Origin of the sequence: Streptomyces nymphaeiformis (assembly GCF_014203895.1) — a bacterium.
Lineage (GTDB): Bacteria > Actinomycetota > Actinomycetes > Streptomycetales > Streptomycetaceae > Streptomyces > Streptomyces nymphaeiformis.
The window spans coordinates 510,328-527,366 of the sequence record NZ_JACHJY010000001.1 but is presented as its reverse complement, the minus strand read 5'-3'; the positions used below and the strand labels follow the sequence as shown (position 1 = coordinate 527,366).

The 17,039-nt window shown below is 72.3% G+C and carries 18 protein-coding genes; 2 read left to right on the top strand and 16 right to left on the bottom strand.

Translation table 11 applies throughout. From position 1 onward, the window contains the following. Nucleotides 1-25 precede the first annotated feature (25 nt). From era to GGE06_RS02235, 6 genes are all read right to left on the bottom strand, one after another. A complete protein-coding gene (gene era, locus GGE06_RS02260) occupies nucleotides 26-976 on the bottom strand; it encodes a GTPase Era (protein ID WP_376773486.1) in 951 nt (316 codons plus the stop codon). Between the two features lie 21 nt (nucleotides 977-997). Continuing rightward, nucleotides 998-1,954: a WxL protein peptidoglycan domain-containing protein gene (locus GGE06_RS02255; RefSeq protein WP_116161073.1), complete on the bottom strand. Its 957-nt coding sequence runs from the start codon at nucleotides 1,952-1,954 to the stop codon at nucleotides 998-1,000. Nucleotides 1,955-2,112: 158 nt separating this feature from the next. Beyond that, nucleotides 2,113-3,447, bottom strand: a complete 1,335-nt coding sequence (locus tag GGE06_RS02250; RefSeq protein WP_116161072.1) for a beta-xylosidase — start codon at nucleotides 3,445-3,447, stop codon at nucleotides 2,113-2,115. Between the two features lie 203 nt (nucleotides 3,448-3,650). Then, complete coding sequence (locus tag GGE06_RS02245; protein ID WP_116161071.1) at nucleotides 3,651-4,130, bottom strand: hypothetical protein; 480 nt, start codon at nucleotides 4,128-4,130, stop codon at nucleotides 3,651-3,653. 206 nt (nucleotides 4,131-4,336) lie between these two features. Beyond that, a complete protein-coding gene (locus GGE06_RS02240) occupies nucleotides 4,337-4,699 on the bottom strand; it encodes a cytidine deaminase-like protein (protein ID WP_116161070.1) in 363 nt (120 codons plus the stop codon). Between the two features lie 180 nt (nucleotides 4,700-4,879). Beyond that, a complete protein-coding gene (locus GGE06_RS02235) occupies nucleotides 4,880-5,701 on the bottom strand; it encodes a helix-turn-helix transcriptional regulator (RefSeq protein ID WP_221517744.1) in 822 nt (273 codons plus the stop codon). A gap of 177 nt (nucleotides 5,702-5,878) precedes the next feature. Between GGE06_RS02235 and GGE06_RS02230 the strand changes: the two genes are divergently transcribed. After that, on the top strand, nucleotides 5,879-7,300 hold the full coding sequence (locus tag GGE06_RS02230) for an MFS transporter (protein WP_116161069.1): 1,422 nt from the start codon (nucleotides 5,879-5,881) through the stop codon (nucleotides 7,298-7,300). A 20-nt stretch (nucleotides 7,301-7,320) separates the two neighbouring features. Here the strand turns inward: GGE06_RS02230 and GGE06_RS02225 are convergent, their stop codons facing one another. From GGE06_RS02225 to GGE06_RS02180, 10 genes are all read right to left on the bottom strand, one after another. Continuing rightward, nucleotides 7,321-7,674 carry an MmcQ/YjbR family DNA-binding protein gene (locus tag GGE06_RS02225; RefSeq protein ID WP_116161068.1) on the bottom strand — a complete coding sequence of 118 codons (354 nt, stop codon included), beginning with the start codon at nucleotides 7,672-7,674 and terminating at the stop codon, nucleotides 7,321-7,323. Beyond that, nucleotides 7,671-8,966, bottom strand: coding sequence for a hemolysin family protein (locus GGE06_RS02220; RefSeq protein WP_116161067.1), 1,296 nt, complete (start codon nucleotides 8,964-8,966; stop codon nucleotides 7,671-7,673). Before GGE06_RS02220 ends, GGE06_RS02225 begins: the two co-directional genes overlap by 4 nt. A gap of 5 nt (nucleotides 8,967-8,971) precedes the next feature. Beyond that, complete coding sequence (gene ybeY, locus GGE06_RS02215) at nucleotides 8,972-9,469, bottom strand: rRNA maturation RNase YbeY (RefSeq protein WP_116161066.1); 498 nt, start codon at nucleotides 9,467-9,469, stop codon at nucleotides 8,972-8,974. 12 nt (nucleotides 9,470-9,481) lie between these two features. Continuing rightward, entirely contained in the window at nucleotides 9,482-10,519 is a 1,038-nt protein-coding gene (locus GGE06_RS02210) for a PhoH family protein (RefSeq protein ID WP_116161065.1), read from the bottom strand. A 106-nt stretch (nucleotides 10,520-10,625) separates the two neighbouring features. Next, the gene (locus GGE06_RS02205; RefSeq protein WP_116161064.1) at nucleotides 10,626-11,744 is read right to left on the bottom strand and encodes a carbohydrate kinase family protein; all 1,119 of its coding nucleotides are present in this window, start codon (nucleotides 11,742-11,744) and stop codon (nucleotides 10,626-10,628) included. 120 nt (nucleotides 11,745-11,864) lie between these two features. After that, nucleotides 11,865-12,863 carry an adenosine deaminase gene (locus GGE06_RS02200; protein WP_184929898.1) on the bottom strand — a complete coding sequence of 333 codons (999 nt, stop codon included), beginning with the start codon at nucleotides 12,861-12,863 and terminating at the stop codon, nucleotides 11,865-11,867. A gap of 2 nt (nucleotides 12,864-12,865) precedes the next feature. Next, a complete protein-coding gene (locus tag GGE06_RS02195) occupies nucleotides 12,866-13,771 on the bottom strand; it encodes a ribonuclease Z (RefSeq protein WP_184929897.1) in 906 nt (301 codons plus the stop codon). 3 nt (nucleotides 13,772-13,774) lie between these two features. Beyond that, complete coding sequence (locus GGE06_RS02190; RefSeq protein WP_041129179.1) at nucleotides 13,775-14,134, bottom strand: histidine triad nucleotide-binding protein; 360 nt, start codon at nucleotides 14,132-14,134, stop codon at nucleotides 13,775-13,777. A gap of 109 nt (nucleotides 14,135-14,243) precedes the next feature. Next, nucleotides 14,244-15,338: a tetratricopeptide repeat protein gene (locus tag GGE06_RS02185; RefSeq protein ID WP_184929896.1), complete on the bottom strand. Its 1,095-nt coding sequence runs from the start codon at nucleotides 15,336-15,338 to the stop codon at nucleotides 14,244-14,246. After that, on the bottom strand, nucleotides 15,335-16,576 hold the full coding sequence (locus tag GGE06_RS02180) for an ATP-binding protein (protein WP_184929895.1): 1,242 nt from the start codon (nucleotides 16,574-16,576) through the stop codon (nucleotides 15,335-15,337). The genes GGE06_RS02185 and GGE06_RS02180 overlap by 4 nt, the downstream gene beginning before the upstream one ends. 75 nt (nucleotides 16,577-16,651) lie before the next feature. Between GGE06_RS02180 and GGE06_RS02175 the strand changes: the two genes are divergently transcribed. Then, on the top strand, nucleotides 16,652-17,011 hold the full coding sequence (locus GGE06_RS02175; protein WP_221517633.1) for a hypothetical protein: 360 nt from the start codon (nucleotides 16,652-16,654) through the stop codon (nucleotides 17,009-17,011). Nucleotides 17,012-17,039 lie beyond the last annotated feature (28 nt).

Below are 17,039 nucleotides of genomic sequence, written 5' to 3'. Positions count from 1 at the left end.
CGGCCGCCGCCCAGAAGATCGGAAACTAGAAGCCGAGCTTCCTCAGCTGCTTCGGGTCCCGCTGCCAGTCCTTGGCGACCTTCACGTGGAGGTCGAGGAAGACCGGGGTGCCGAGGAGCGCCTCGATGTGCTTGCGGGACTTCATGCCGACCTCCTTGAGGCGGCTGCCCTTGGGGCCGATGATGATGCCCTTCTGGCTGGGGCGCTCGATGTACACGTTCGCGTGGATGTCGAGCAGCGGCCGGTCCGCCGGGCGGTTCTCCCGCGGGATCATCTCCTCGACGACCACCGCGATCGAGTGCGGCAGCTCGTCCCGTACGCCTTCGAGCGCGGCCTCGCGGATCAGCTCCGCGACCATGACCTGCTCCGGCTCGTCCGTGAGGTCGCCCTCCGGGTAGAGCGGCGGGGACTCCGGCAGGAGCGGGATGAGCAGGTCGGCGACGAGCTGGACCTGTTTGTCGCCGACGGCCGAGACGGGGACGATCTGCGCCCACTCGATGCCCAGCTCACGACCGAGCTGGTCGATGGCGATGAGCTGCTCGGCGAGGGCCTTGGAGTCCACCAGGTCGGTCTTGGTGACGATCGCGACCTTGGGGGTCTTCTTGATCTCGGCGAGCTCCTTGGCGATGAAGCGGTCGCCGGGGCCGAGCTTCTGGTCGGCGGGCAGGCAGAAGCCGATGACGTCGACCTCGGCCCAGGTGGTGCGCACGACGTCGTTGAGCCGCTCGCCGAGGAGGGTGCGCGGCTTGTGGAGGCCGGGGGTGTCGACCAGGATCAGCTGCGCGTCCGGGCGGTGCACGATGCCGCGGACGGTGTGCCGGGTGGTCTGCGGCCGGTTCGAGGTGATGGCCACCTTCTGGCCGACCAGAGCGTTCGTGAGGGTGGACTTGCCCGCGTTGGGGCGGCCGACGAAGCAGGCGAAGCCGGCCCGGTGGACGGCTTCGGTTTCTTGGTTGCGAGCGCTCATGGGGGCCATTGTCCCCGATGAGCGCCCGCGTCACGCACTCAGTGCCCGGCGGCGGCGTATCCGCAGGCCGAAGAGCCCGGCCGCGCCGCCCACGACGAGGACCGAGGCGACGAGCCAGGGCAGCGCCAGGAAGGACACGGTGCCGGTCTCCTTCACGTCCTTCGCGGTGGCGGTGAGGGTGATGTCACCCCAGTCGAACTGCGGGGAGCCGCTCCAGCGCTCGGTGAGCCGGATCTTCTGCCGGGGCAGCAGCTCGGCGGGGACCCTGGCCAGGTCGCGGTCGAGGAGGGTGCGGCCGAAAAGGCCCTGGGCCTTCAGGACGACCTTGGGGTTGAGGGTGACGTTGCCCCGGTTGTGCAGGGTGTACGAGACGAGGGCGCTGCTCGTGCGGGTGCCGGGGACGAGCGGCCGGTCCTGGTCGAGGGCGACGTCCTCGACGGCGAGGGCGGGGACGGTGGGCCCGTTGACCCGGAGGTAGACGCGGGCGCCGACCGCGCGCTGGACGCCGACGGCGACGGAGCCCTTGCCGCCCGGGGCGATCCGCTCGTCGAGGGCGACGAGCGCTCCGGGGTGGTCGCCGGGGTCGGCATCGGCGGGGACGGTCAGGGTGAAGGGGACGGTGACGGCGGAGCGGGCGGGGACCGTGATCCGGGTCCGCTCGGGCTTGATCCAGGCACCGGCCCCGGTCTGCTTCTCCCGCTGGGTGCGGACGGCGAAGCCGCCGTCCCGGTCGGTGTTGTAGGCGTCGGCGCCGTACAGCCGGAAGGTGAGGGGGGCGGAGGTCTTGTTGGCGACGGTGACGCGGTCGGTGAGCGTCGTGCCGGGGTCGGCGGAGAGGTAGAAGTACGGGCGGCCGCCGAGCCGGGAGGCGGCCGGGTAGACGGCCCACTCGCCGTTCTCGGCGGCCTGGGCGCCCGGCGCGAGGCCGAGCAGCACGAGGAGCGTGCTCAGCGTGCTCAGGAGGAGGACGTACGGCTTCGTGCGCACGGGTGCGGAACCCCCCGGGGTGCGGATCGGAGACGGGTGCGGGTTGGTGACGGGTACGGATCGGTGACGGGTACGGATCGGGCTCGGATCGGATCGGGCTCGGGCTCCGATGCCGATCGGAGCGGGCCGGCCGGGTGCGCGTCCGGCCCGCGGGGCGGTCAGGACAGGGTCAGCGTGAGCACGCCCGCGTACGAGCCGGGCGCGGTGAACGCCGGGACGTCGAGGGAGAGGCCCGCGTCGACGGTGAACTCACCGCCCGTGAGGGTGCCGTTCGGCGTGGAGGCGAGGGTCGCGCCGCCGCTGCCGACGGGTCCGGCCGAGCCGGCCGCACAGGCGCTGGGGCTGCCGGCCTTGGCGGTGCAGGCGGGGGTCCAGCTGAGGTTCCCGGCGCCGATGGAGCCGCCGGGGCCGGTGAAGTCGGTGACCTTGCCCGTCAGGGACCAGCCGGCGGGGCCGCCGCGGAAGTCCTTGACGGTCACCGTCTGCAGGGCGCCGGTGGCCGCGCCGCCCGCGCCGAAGTCGACGGAGGACAGCTGGACGGCGTCGCCGGCCTGGGTCATGGACAGCTCGCCCGGCGTGACGGCCGCGGTGATCGTCTGGCTGTTCGGCGGCGCCGGCACGATGACCTTGTACGCGGCGGGACCCGCGCCCTTCTCGGCGTCCCAGGCCGCGCCCTCGTACGCCACGATCCCGGTGGTCGCCGGGTCGTTGACCTTCAGGCGCGCCGCGAAGCCGCCCTCGCTGTCGGTGGTGACGGTCATCCGGTCGGCGGTCTCCGCCGCTCCGGCGCGGCCGACGACGGTGACCTCGGTGAGCGGGGTGAACTTGGAGCCGGTGACGGTGACCCGGACACCCGGGTCCCCGGACGCGTTGTCGAGCTGGAGCGTACGGGTGTTGGGGCTGGTCACGGGGCTCGCGACGACCGTCTCGGAGACCGGGGCGGGCGGGTTGAGCACCGTACAGGGGGTGTCCAGCTCCATGAGGTAGCTGGTGTGGATGTTGTAGTCACCGGGCGAGAGGGTGATCGAGCCGGCCTCGGTGGCGGTGAAGGTGCCCGTCATGGAGAAGGCCGGGAAGGAGCCCTTGGCGGGGACCGGCGGGTTCTTCTTGGGGCCGGTGACGGTGACCGTGCCGCTCTGGGCGCCGCCGAGGACCACTTTGCCGCTGGGCGTCAGGATGTCGGCCGGGAGCGCGAGGTCGACGGGGTTGGACGCGGCGGGCTTGGTGACCGTGTAGGTGACGGTCACGGTCTCGCCGACCTTGGGGCTGGGCTTGTCGACCGTGATCTGGGCGGTGGTGGTGCCCTCGATGGGCGGGATGTTGGCGATCGGCGGCGGGACGCAGCGGGTCTGGAAGTCCACCGCCTGCGAGGCGGTCGCCGCGCCGGCCGGAGCCGCGAGCGCGCCTCCGCCGGCGACCGCGAGGGCGGCGACGCCGAGGACGGCGGTCCAGCGCCGTCTTCGGGACGCCGCCCGGGATCGGGTGAGTGCCATGGGTGTGCCCCCTCCTGAGGGATGAGTGGGCGCCATTGACGGCTGCGGACGGAGAGAAGTCAATGGAATCCGATCCCACCGACTGATGACCCATCAGATACTGTCAAGATCGGCACACGTGAGGCATTTCCCCAGGTCACGACCCTTGAGCCACGACGAAGACCGGTGCCGCCCAGGGCGACACCGGTCCGGGTGGTGCGGGCTCAGCTGAAGACGAACGGACCCGGCGACTGCGAGGTCACCGCGTCACAGTTCACCGTGACCCCGAAGATCACCATCTTGAGGGCGACCCCCGCGAAGTACGAGTTGAGGCTGTCGCCCGAGGCCACGGTCCCGCTCAGCGGGCCGATCTTGACGGACTGCCCGGCGGACAGCGCCGGGTTCTTCTTCCCGGTGAAGACCCGGGTGCCGCCGCCGGTCTTGGCCATCGTCAGGGTGGAGCTGATCGTGTCGGCGCCGACGCCGACCGGCGTCGTGATGGCCGACGTGAGCGTGATGGTCGCGGCGGTGCCGCTCTGCGTGGCCGTGAGGTTGGCGGTGCCGCTGCCCCACGTGCCGCAGTCGTACGTCGCCGTCGCCGAGCCCGGCGACACGGCGCCGGCCGTCGGGGCGAAGGCGAGTCCGGCGGCGGCGAGTGCCCCCGTGAGTACCGCGACGGTCCCTAAGGTGCTTCTGCTTCTCATGGCGAGTTCGAACCCCTTCCGATACCGAACGCAGGGGTGCGGACACTGCGTGGATGATGGAGATCTGACGGTCCGTCGGACGAACCGCTGTCATTGACGCGCAGACCGCCGGGGAAGGCAAGAGAAGGTGCGGTGATCCTTCACAAACACACAAAGCAGCGGGGGCCCGGCCTGCCGCCGGACCCCCGCTGTCCTGATCCCGTCGCTCAGCCCGCGGTGACGGCCACGCGCAGCTGCCCGTCCGGACCCGCGAGCAGCACCGGGGTCTCCGGGCCGCCGAGGTCCCGTACCGCCGCGCGGTCGTCGGCGGAGGCGGCCTCGGCGTTCGACACCACGGCCGCCGCCTCCAGGGACTGGGCACCGCTGGCCACGGCCATCGCGACCGCGGTCTGCAGCGCGCTCAGCTTGAGCGACTCCAGCTCCACGGTGCCGGCCACGTAGGTGCGGCCCGTCTCGTCGCGTACGGCCGCCCCCTCGGGCACGCCGTTGCGGGCGCGGGCGCTCCGCGCAAGGGTGATGATCTTGAGGTCCTCGGCGCCGAGGTCGCCGTGCTCGCTGCTGAGTGTCATGAGCCGAGCATAGGACGGGGCCGGGGCGGGGCCGGTGCGGGTCTCAGCCCGTGATCGATCCCGGTCTCAGCCCGCGACCAGGTACACCGGCTCGACCGGCTCAGGTCTCAGCCCGCGACCAGGAGCACCGGCTCGACCGGCTCAGGTCTCAGCCCGCGACCGCGCACATCGCCTCCGGTCTCAGCCCGCCACCGGGTACATCGCCCCGCGCCGACCCTCCGGCGACACCAGCCACTCCAGCTTCTCGGCCGTGTCCGCCTCCGGGAGCGGGGTGTGCATCACGATGACCAGGTCCGGGCGGGCCGGGACCCTCAGCTGGGTGGCCTCGACGACCAGCGTGCCGACCAGCGGGTGCTCCATCTCCTTGCGGTTCTGGCCGCCGGGCAGGATGTCCCGCCGCTCCCACAGCTCCGCGAACTCCGGGCTGACCTCCTTGGCCTCCTCGACCACCGCCCGGAAGCCCTCGTCGTCCGGGCACTCGGAGCACGCCGAGCGGAACTGGGCGACGACCTTCGGCGCGATCTCCTCCCAGCGCGTCGACCGCGAGCGGTACAGCGGGTCCGTGAAGAACGCGATCAGGCAGTTCTGCACGATCTCCGGGCGCATCCCCATCACGATCGCCGCCGCGTCGTTGTACATGACGGTGTTCCAGTACTGGTCCATGATGTGCGCCGGGAACGGCATCCACGCGTCGATGAGCCGCCGCAGCCCGTGGCACATGTCCCGGTCCTCCGGGGCCGCCTCCAGGGCCGGCGGGTTCAGCGCCGCCAGGACGTACAGATGGCGCCGCTCGGCGGGGCTCAGCCGCAGCACCCGCGCGACCGAGTCGAGGACCTGCGGGGAGACCGTGATGTCCCGGCCCTGCTCCAGCCACTGGTACCAGGAGACGCCGACGCCCGCGAGGACCGCGACCTCCTCCCGGCGCAGGCCCGGGGTGCGGCGGCGGGCGCCGCCGTCCGGCAGTCCCGCCTCGGCCGGGCTGACCCGGGCCCGACGGCTCATCAGGAACTCGCGCAGTTCCCCGAGTCGGTGCTGCTTCGCGCTGGTGCTCTCGAGAGCGACGGCCACGTGCGCTTCCTCCCCCTGGACGCAATGCGGTGGCTGGCGGTGCCTGGTGGTGCGACCAACAGGATAAGTTCCCGCTCCCCGGCGTTGTTCCCGTACGCCGAAGGTGGACGCATGGCAACGACGACCACCACCCCGCCCGGGTCCCCCACCGCCCCCACCGTCTCCACCCCGGCCGCTCCCCCGGCCCTCAGCCGCCGCGACCGGCTGGTCCTCTTCGTCCTGTGCGCCGCCCAGTTCATGGTGGCGCTCGACTTCTCCGTCCTGAACGTCGCCCTACCCGTCCTCGGCGCCGACCTCCGCTTCGACCCGTCGGCCCTCCAGTGGGCGGTCACCGCCTTCGCGCTGCCCTCCGGCGGCTTCCTGCTCCTGTTCGGCCGGATCGGCGACCTCTTCGGCCGCAAGAAGCTCTTCCTCTCCGGCCTGGTGCTCTTCGGCGCGGCCTCCCTGCTCGCCACCCTCGCCTGGAGCCCCGGCGCCTTCCTCGCCGGCCGCGCCCTCCAGGGCCTCGGCGCGGCGGCGATCGTGCCGACCGGCATGGCGCTGCTGACCACCGCCTTCCCCGAGGGCCCGCTGCGGGCCAGGGCGCTCGGCATCTCCGGCACCCTGATGTCCCTCGGCTTCACCATCGGCATGGTGCTCGGCGGTGTCATGACCGACACCCTCGGCTGGCGCTCCACGATGGCGCTGCTCGCCGTCTTCACCCTGATCGTGCTGCCGCTCGCCCCGGGTCTGCTGCCCGAGTCCCGCACCCCCGAGCGGCCCCGCCTCGACGTGCCCGGCGCGCTGACCGTCACCGGCGGCCTGCTCTCCCTGATCTACGCCCTGACGACGGCGGCCGAGCGCGGCTTCGACGGCGTGGACGTCCCCGTGGCGCTCGCCCTCGGCGTGCTGCTCCTCGTGGCCTTCGGCGTGATCGAGTCCCGGCACCCGGCCCCGCTGGTCTCGCTGCCGGTGCTGCGCCGCCGTACCGTCGCCTTCGGCAACCTGGGCGGCCTGGTCACCTTCTCGATGATGTCGACGATCGTCTTCGTCCTGACGCTGTACCTGCAGGAGACCCTCGGCCTCTCGGCCTTCGCCTCCGGCATCGTCTTCGGCGTCCAGGGCGCGTTCTCGGTGCTCGCCGGCATGATCACCCCGAAGGTGATCGGCCGCTTCGGCGCCCACCGCACCCTGGTGGTCTCGCTCCTCGGCCAGGGCCTGCTGACCGCCGCGATCCTCGGCATCGGCCGGGATTCGGGCGCGGTCCTGGCGACCGTCGCCGTCTCCCTGGCGTCGATGCTGCACCTCGGCGCGATCATCTCGTACGGCGTGACCGTCACCTCCGGCGTCCGCGACGAGGAGCAGGGTCTCGCGACCGGTCTGGTCACCACCACCCAGCAGGTCGGCCTCACCGTCGGCATCCCACTGCTCGGGGTGCTCGCGACCACCGGCGAGGACCTGTTCTCGGGGGTCCGCACGGTCATCGCCCTGGACGCGGCGATCGTGGTGGCTGCGGCGGTCCTGATCGCCCTCGGCCTGCGGCGCCGGTCCTGATCTCCGGCGCCGCCCGTGGGTCAGGGCCTGTCGAGGCGGAGCCGTACCGCCTTCGGAAGACCGGCGACGACCAGGTCGTACGAGTCCTCGACGAGCTCCCGGACCATGCGGTCCGGGAGCTCTCCCACGGTCACGGTGTTCCAGTGCCGCTTGTTCATGTGGTAGCCGGGGGCGATCGCCGGGTGCTCCTCCCGGAGCCGTACGGCCTCGTCCGGCTCGCACTTGAGATTGACCCGCAGCGGCTCGGCGTCGAGCCACGAGAGCGCGAACATCTTCCCGGCGACCTTGAAGACGGAGACGTCCGGGCCGAACGGGAACTCCTCCGCCGCGTCGTTGAAGTCCAGGCAGAAGGCGCGCAGCTCGTCGGGGGTCATTCCGGTTTCTCCTCCGGTTCCAGCGGTTCCACGAGCACGGTGACGATCTTGTTCCGGCGGCCGGCCGGCGACTCGGCCGTCAGCCGCAGCGAGCGTCCGTCCGGAAGCTCCACGACCGCCTTGGCGCCGGAGATCGGGACCCGGCCGAGCGCCTTGGCGAGCAGACCGCCGACGGTCTCCACGTCCTCGTCGTCGTACTCGTCGGGGCCGAAGCCGTACAGCTCGCCGAGGTCGCCGATGTCGAGGCGGGCGGTGACCCGGTAGCGGTCGTCGCCGAGCTCCTCGACGGGCGGCAGCTCCCGGTCGTACTCGTCGGTGATCTCGCCGACGATCTCCTCCAGGATGTCCTCGATGGTGACGATGCCGGCCGTGCCGCCGTACTCGTCGATGACGACGGCGACGTGGTTGCGCTCCTGCTGCATCTCGCGCAGCAGGTCACCGGCGTTCTTGGTGTCGGGCACGAAGGCGGCGGGCCGCATCGCGGTGGACACCAGGTCGGACTCGGAGTCCCGGTTGACGTGGGTCCTGCGGACCAGGTCCTTCAGGTAGACGATGCCGACGATGTCGTCCTCGTTCTCCCCGGTGACCGGGATCCGGGAGAAGCCGGAGCGCAGCGCGAGGGTGAGGGCCTGCCGGATGGTCTTGTACCGCTCGATGCAGATCAGGTCGGTCCGGGGCACCATCACCTCGCGGACGAGGGTGTCGCCCAGCTCGAAAACCGAGTGCACCATCCGGCGCTCCTCGTCCTCGATCAGCGACTCGGCCTCGGCGAGGTCGACCATGGCCCGCAGCTCGGCCTCGGAGGCGAAGGGGCCCTTGCGGAAGCCCTTGCCCGGGGTCAGCGCGTTGCCGATGAGGATGAGCAGCTGCGGGATCGGGCCCATGATCCGGGCCAGCGGAAGCAGCACGTACGCGGCGGCGGTCGCCGTGTTCAGCGGGTGCTGGCGGCCGATGGTGCGCGGCGAGACGCCGACGGCCACGTACGAGACGAGGACCATCACGGCGATCGCGACGAGCAGCGCCTCCCAGGTCTCCGGGAAGGCCTCCAGGCAGGCGTACGTGACGAGGACGCCGGCCGCCATCTCGCAGGCGACGCGGACGAGCAGCGCCACGTTGAGATAGCGGGTCGGGTCGGCGGCGACCTGGGCGAGCTTCTCGGCCCCCCGCCGCCCGGACCTGACGGCCTCGGCGGCGCGGAAGCTGGAGACGCGGGCGAGGCCGGCCTCGGCGCAGGCGGCGAGCCAGGCGACGATGACCAGCGCGACCGCGCCGAGGATGAGCGAAGCGTTCATCGGGGTCAGGACACGGTCGGCGCCGGGGACGGACCGGTGAGGCCCTTCTCCGCGCGCCAGCCGTCGACGATCGCCGCCTGGAGGCCGAACATCTCGGCCTTCTCGTCCGGCTCCTCGTGGTCGTACCCGAGCAGGTGCAGCACCCCGTGGACGGTGAGGAGCTGGAGCTCCTCGTCCATGGAGTGCTGCGTCGGGGCGTCCTTGCCCTGCTGGGTGGCGACCTCGGGGCAGAGCACGATGTCGCCGAGGAGGCCCTGCGGGGGCTCCTCGTCGTCCTTCGACGGCGGGCGCAGCTCGTCCATCGGGAAGGACATGACGTCCGTGGGGCCGGGCAGGTCCATCCACTGGATGTGGAGCTGCTCCATCGCCTCCGCGTCCACGACGATCACCGAGAGCTCGGAGAGCGGGTGGATGCGCATGCGCGCGAGCGCGTAGCGGGCGATGTCGAGGATCGACTGCTCGTCGACCTCCGTGCCGGACTCGTTGTTGACGTCGATCGACATGTGCTGTTTCTGCTACTTCCCGTTGCGGCTGTCGTACTGCTCGTACGCGTCGACGATACGGCCGACGAGCTTGTGCCGGACGACATCCTGCGACGTGAGCATCGAGAAGTGCACGTCCGGGACGCCGTCGAGGATGTCGCGGACCTGCCGGAGACCGCTCTTCGTCCCGTTCGGCAGGTCGACCTGGGTGACGTCACCGGTGATGACGATCTTCGAGTCGAAGCCGAGGCGGGTGAGGAACATCTTCATCTGCTCGGGGTTCGTGTTCTGCGCCTCGTCGAGGATGATGAACGCGTCGTTCAGCGTGCGTCCGCGCATGTACGCCAGGGGCGCGACCTCGATCGTCCCGCTCGCCATGAGCTTGGGGATCGAGTCGGGGTCGAGCATGTCGTGCAGCGCGTCGTACAGCGGCCGCAGGTACGGGTCGATCTTCTCGTAGAGCGTGCCGGGCAGGAAGCCGAGCCGCTCGCCCGCCTCGACGGCGGGCCGGGTCAGGATGATCCGGTTGACCTGCTTGGACTGCAGGGCCTGGACCGCCTTCGCCATGGCGAGATAGGTCTTGCCGGTGCCGGCGGGGCCGATGCCGAAGACGATCGTGTGCTTGTCGATCGCGTCGACGTACCGCTTCTGGTTGAGCGTCTTGGGACGGATCGTGCGTCCCCGGCTGGAGAGGATGTTCTGCGTGAGCACCTCGGCGGGAGTCTCCTCGCCGCCCTCCGCCGATCCGTTCTCGCTCGCCCTGAGCATGGCGATCGAGCGTTCCACTGCGTCCTCCGTCATCGGCTGACCGGTGCGGAGCACCAGCATCATCTCGTCGAACAGGCGCTGGATCAGGGCGACTTCCACGGCGTCGCCTACCGCGCTGACCTGGTTGCCCCGCACGTGGATGTCGGCCTGCGGGAACGACCGCTCGATCACACGGAGCAGGGAGTCACCGGAGCCGAGAACGGTCACCATGGGGTGCTTCGCGGGGACGGTGAAGTGGGCGCGGGCCTGTTCGGGCGCCTCGTCACGGGGCGCACCGTCGTGGGCTGTGGGTGTCTGCGTCATGGGCCGGCACTGTGGCCTGCACATACCTCCCGTTGCAGGGTTCTCGCTGCTCGACAACCTCTCGGCTACCAAGCCTACGACCAGCCGCCGACAAGACCGTAGGGGTTTACGGATGAGCGGCCCGGAACCCGATCGTCGGCACCGCCCGGCGCAGCGGCCACGGGCGGGCGGGTGCGGGCAGGAGCCGCTCCAGGAAGGCGTAGCGGCCGCGCAGCGCCTCGGGGTCCTGCCGGGCGTGGCCCTGGACGTGCTGCCACCAGGCGGCGATCTCGTGCCAGGTGGGGGCGGACAGCGACCCCCCGAACTCCTGCACCGACAGGGCGGCGGTCAGACCGGCGAAGGCGAGCCGGTCGGCGAGCGGCCAGTCGGCGAGGGTGCCGGTGACGAAGCCGGCGACGAAGACGTCCCCGGCGCCGGTCGGATCGAGGGCGGAGACCTGGATCGCGGGCACCTCGGCGGTCTCGCCGGTGCCGCCGTCCACGGCGTAGGCGCCCTCGGAACCGAGGGTGACGACGGCGTAGCGGACCTTGTCGGCGAGGGCGCGGGCGGCGGCCCGGGGGCAGTCGGTGCGGGTGTAGCGCATCGCCTCTGCGGCGTTGGGCAGGAACGCCTCGCAGTGCTGGAGGTCGGTGAGCCCGGCCAGGTCCCAGCGGCCGGTGTCGTCCCATCCGACGTCGGCGAAGACCTTGGCGCCGCCGCGGGCGGCCTGGGCGACCCAGTCCTCGGAGCGGCCCGGCACGAGGGAGGCGACGGCCGCGCGCGCGTGCGGCGGATAGGCGGGCAGGGCGCCGTCGAGCGGCGGGGCCTCGTGGCCGTGGGAGACCATCGTGCGCTCGCCCTCGTACGCCATGGAGACGGTGACGGGCGAGTGCCAGCCGGGCACGGTCCGCGACAGCGAGAGGTCGATCCCCTCGCCCTGCTCCAGGGCGTCCCAGCAGTACTCGCCGTAGTGGTCGTCGCCGAACGCGGCGGCGAGCGAGGTCCGGAGCCCGAGCCGGGCGAGGGCGGTGGCCATGTTGGCGACGCCGCCGGGGCTCGACCCCATCCCGCGGGCCCAGGACTCGGTGCCGCGCACGGGGGCGGAATCGAGGCCGGTGAAGATGATGTCGAGGAAGACGGTGCCGGTCAGGAAGACGTCGCAGTCCGGGTCGGTGGGCTCGCGCAGGCACACCAACGGGTCGACCCCGGCGTCGTGTTGCGACTGCTCTCCCCTTGCTGTGGTCACGGCAGACTCCCCGGTCGCGGTGCGGATCAGATCAGTGTGCCTGATGGGGGTGGGGTGACGGGTGGGACGCACAGAAAGACGTCTCCCCCCACCCCCGCACACGCACCGGCCCGCGGCCGGCTACCCCTCACCGAACGTGTGGGCCTCCACCTCGGAGAGGTACCGCGCCCTGCGCGGCTCGTCGTCCTCCAGGAACGACGCCAGGAACGAGTTCCGCGCCAGCTCGCGGAGCTGCTCCGGGTCCAGGTCCAGCGCGTCCCGCACCCCGTCGAAGTTGTCCCCCACGTACCCGCCGAAGTACGCCGGGTCGTCGGAGTTCACGGTCACGAGCAGCCCCGCCGCCATCATCGCGGGGAGCGGATGGTCGGCGAGGGTGTCGATGACGCGGAGCCGAACGTTCGAGAAGGGGCACACCGTCAGCGGGATCCGCTCGCGGGCCAGCCGGTCGACGAGCTCCGGGTCCTCCATGCAGCGCAGGCCGTGGTCGATCCGCTCCACGCCGAGGACGTCCAGCGCCTCGCGCACGTAGGCGGCGGGGCCCTCCTCGCCCGCGTGGGCGACGCGGCGCAGGCCGAGCCGGGCGGCCTCCTCGTACACCTCGCGGAACTTGGCCGGCGGGTGGCCGACCTCCGCCGAGTCCAGGCCGACGCCGGTGATGCGGCGCAGGTACGGCTTCGCGGCCTCCAGGGTCGCGAGCGCCGACTCGGCCGACTCGTCGCGCAGGAAGCACAGGATGAGCCGGGTGGAGATCCCGTACCGCTCCTCGGAGCGGTCGAGGGAGGCCCCGAGGCCCTCGATGACGGTGCCGATCGGGACGCCGCGGGCGGTGTGCGCCTGCGGGTCGAAGAAGATCTCGGCGTGCCGGACGCCCTGGGCCGCGGCCCGCTCCAGGTACGCGTCGGCGAGTTCGGTGAAGTCCTCGGCGGTGCGCAGGACGGCCATCAGGTTGTAGTAGAGGTCCAGGAAGGACTGGAGGTCGCTGAAGCTGTACGCCTCGCGGAGGGCGGCGGTGTCCGCGTACGGCAGGGTGACGCCGTTGCGGGCCGCGAGGGCGAAGGCGAGCTCGGGTTCGAGGGTGCCTTCGATGTGGAGGTGCAGTTCTGCCTTGGGTACGGGCATGTTCACGTTCGTTTCGGTACGGGGACCCTCATGAGGTCCTGGGCAATGCTCAGCTCGCCGTCGAACCCCGCCTCCCGCGCCTGCCGTTCGAAGGCGGCGGGGTCGGAGTAGCGCTGCGAGAAGTGGGTCAGGACGAGGTGCCGGACGCCCGCGTCGCGTGCGACGGCGGCGGCCTGCCCGGCGGTCAGGTGACCGTGGTCGGTGGCGAGCCGGACGTCCTCGTCGAGGAAGGTCGACTCGATGACGAGCATGTCGGCGCCTTCGGCGAGGGCGTGCACCCCGTCGCAGAGCCGGGTGTCCATGACGAAGGCGAAGCGCTGCCCGCGCCGGACCTCGCTGACCTCGTCGAGCGGGACGCCGTTCAGGATGCCGTCGCGCTGGATCCGGCCGACGTCGGGGCCCTTGATGCCGTGCGCGGCGAGCTTCTCGGGCAGGAGGCGGCGCCCGTCGGGCTCGGTGATCCGGTAGCCGTAGGACTCGACGGGGTGGGAGAGCCGGCGGGCGTCCAGGGTGAAGGACTCGGTGACGGCGAGCGGCCCGTCGGCGGCCACCGGGGCCTCCGTGAGCCGCACGGTCTCGCGGTAGGCCGTGGCGTACCGCAGCCGCTCGAAGAAGTGCTGTCCGCTCGCCGGGTAGTGGGCGGTGACCGGGTGCGGGACCTGGTCGAGGTTGATCCGCTGGATCACCCCGGCCAGGCCGAGCGAGTGGTCGCCGTGGAAGTGCGTGACGCAGATCCGGTCGAGGTCGTGGGCGGCGACCCCGGCCCGCAGCATCTGGCGCTGGGTGCCCTCGCCGGGGTCGAAGAGGATGCCCCGGCCGTCCCAGCGCAGCACGTAGCCGTTGTGGTTGCGGTGCCGGGTCGGGACCTGGCTGGCGGTCCCGAGGACGACCAGTTCGCGTACGGACACGTCTTATCCGGGGGGCCAGTTGAGGCCGCGGCCGCCGAGGACGTGCGCGTGCGCGTGGAAGACGGTCTGGCCGGCGCCGGCGCCGGTGTTGAAGACGATCCGGAATCCGCTGCCGTCGATCTTCTCCTGCTCGGCGACCTCGCCCGCCTCGCGCAGTATGTCGGCGGCGACGGTCGGCGCGGCGGCGGCCAGCGACGCGGCGTCGGGGTAGTGGACGCGCGGGATGACGAGGACGTGCGTGGGCGCCTGCGGGTTGATGTCGCGGAACGCGACGGTGGTCTCCGTCTCGCGCACGATCGTCGCCGGCACCTCCCCCTCCGCGATCTTGCAGAACAGGCAGTCGCTCTGCGGCTCTCCGGCCATGTCCCGGACCTCCTCGGTCTGATGCCGGTCACTGACCATGTACTGGCCGTGCCTTGACGATCAACTACCCGGTCATGCTATCCGCCGCCTCCGACGGCGGACGGCAGGATCAGTCCTTCGGAATACGACGGTTCAGCGCCGAGCGGCTCACCCAGTACGTGATGATCGCACCCCAGAACAGGGGCGTGCCGAAGCCGCTCACCGTGCCCGGGTCGAAGGACCACAGGGCCAGCGAGGCGAGCGAGTAGAGCCCGAGGAGCCCGACCGCCCCGGCCATGAACAGCACCGGCCTGCAGTTGCGGGCCACCAGGAGCAGGGGCCGGCGCAGCCGGGGCGGCACCCGGCGGGCCATCCACACCCCCCACCCGGTCCAGGCGCCGAGGACCACGGTCGCGCCGACCAGGAGCGGCACGGCCGCGACGACCCAGGTCGCGCCGTCGGGGACCGCGGCGCGGGCGACGGCGGAGGCCACGAAGCCGAGGAGGGCGACCCAGCGGGCCCCCGCGGCGGTGTTCCAGGCCATGGCCTCCAGGTTGTAGCGGGCCTTGCGGTCCTTGAGGTCGAGCGCGGCGGAGGCGACGAAGCCCTCGGCCGCCTGCGTCCAGGCACCGCGCCGGAACCAGCGGCGCCGCAGCCGCAGCAGCGAGAGGTTGTTGTGGGCCTCGCTGCTGTGCGGGTTGAGGCGCAGGGTCGTCTCGTACGCGCGCTGGGCGGTGGCGTGGTCGCCGCGCCGCTGGGCGGTGAGGCCGACCAGGAAGTGGGCGGCGTCCTCCTCGGGGGCGAGGCCGACGGCGGTCCGCGCGATCTCGTACGCCTCGACGGTGCGCGCGGGCGTGCGCGCGTACTCGGCGTGCTCGGCGAGCGCGGTGCCGAGCGCGTAGTGGGTGCCCCAGTGGTTCGGGGCGAGTGCGACGGAGTGCCGTGCGGCGACCTCGGCCTCCGGGAAGCGCCGGTCGGCGAGGAGGATGTGGACCCGCATCAGCCAGGCCCCGAGCAGCTCGGGCTGGGCCCGCAGCGCCTGGTCGACGGCGGCGAGGGCGGCCGGCCCGTCGCCGGCCCGGTGGTGGCAGCGGGCGAGCAGGACGAGCGCCTCGGCGTCCTCCGGTTCGGCCGCCAGGTGCCGGGCGACGAGCTCACCGGCCTGCGCGTACCGCCCGGTCTCGTAGAGCGCCTCGGCGCGCGCGAGCGCGGTGGACGCGGTCACAGCTTGCGCTTCCGCTTGAGGTGGGCGAGGAGGTCGTCGTACAGGCCGCCCTCGTTGGCGAACATGGCGACGTTCCGGGCGGCGGCGAACCACGGCTCCGTGGACGGCTTGATCTGCTTGGCCGCGCCGAGCAGGTCCTTGGTGGTGATCAGGCGTACGGAGCCGGTGCGGGCGGAGTCGAGGAGCGCGGCCTCGGCGGCCGACTCGCAGACGTGGGCGAGGTCCGCGCCGGAGAAGTCCTCGGTGGCCCTGACGAGCTTGCCGAGGTCGACGGCCTCGATGGGCCGCTCCCGCAGGTGGTAGCGGAGGATCGACTCGCGGGCGGCGGCGTCCGGCGGCAGCACGAGCAGCGTGCGGTCGAGGCGGCCGGGGCGGCGCAGCGCGATGTCCACGTCCCAGGGCACGTTGGTCGCGGCGAGCACGAACACGCCCTCGTTGCCGGCGCCGCTCGCGATGCCGTCGAGCTCGGTGAGGAGCTGGTTGACGACGTTGCGCAGGCCGCTGTGGTGGGTGCGCGAGCGCTTGGCGCCGAGGGCGTCCAGCTCGTCGAGGAAGACCACGCAGGGCGCCTGGCGGCGGGCGGTCTCGAAGATGTCGTGGACGTTCTTCTCGGAGGCCCCGATCCACATGTCGAGGACGTCGGAGAGCGAGACGGTGAGGAAGTCGGCGCCGAGCTCGCCCGCGACGGCCCGCGCGATGAACGTCTTGCCGCAGCCGGGAGGACCGTACAGGAGCAGGCCGCCACGGAGCGACTTGCCGTACAGCCTGCGCAGTTCGGGGTTGCGCATGGGCGCGAGGAAGGCGGCCTCCAGGCGCTCCTTGACCTCCTCCATGCCCCCGACGTCGGCGAGGCGTACGGCTCCGGGGGCGTCGACGTCCCAGGCGGCGGCGTCCCCGGCGGTCCCGTCGGCCCCCTCGGCCTGCGGGTCGTCGAGGAACCTGGGCCCGACGAGGTCCCGCACCTGCTGCTCGGCGGCGTCCCAGTCGAAGGAGGGCGATTCCGCGACCGGAGCGGGCGGGGACTCCACCGGGGGCATCCCCATCGCCCGCACCATCAGCGCACGCGCGTCCGCGTCGCCGGGCGCGTGCTGGAGGGCGGCGGCCGCCTCCGCGACGGCCTCGTCGTTCCGCCCCTCGGAGAGGAGGAGTTCGGCGAAGTGGAGGCGCAGGGGCACATCACCGGGGGCGGCGGCCACGGCGGCGCGCAGACTGCGGATGAGGGGGGACTCGTCGGCCATGCGGGTCAGCCTAAGGAGCATCCGGGGGCGCCTGTCCACCGGGTGCGGCAGGGCGCGGGCCGTAGGGTGCGCGGCATGAGACGGGAAGGCGCGCCGCGCAGACTGACCGTGGACGGCACCGTGTGGCTGTGGAACGTCCGGCACCGGCACCCGGACTGCCGGACGGTGCTCTCGCTGCGCCGCGCGGAGCACCCTCACGCGCAGCTGCGCCTCGTCTTCCGGGATGGACCGGGCCGCATCGTGGCCGGATACCCCTTCGGCCTGGGCGACGTGGCCTCGTCCGGCGGCGACGTCCTGAACCTGAACATGCCCGGGGTCGTACGCCGCTTCCTGGAGGAGGCCGCGACCCGAGGCCTCCTCCCCACCGTCCACGGCGTCCGCGAGGAGGACGCCTGGCCGCTCTACGACACGCTGACGGCCTCCGAGGAGGCCTAGGGCCTGTCCGACCCTGATCCGCCGGACA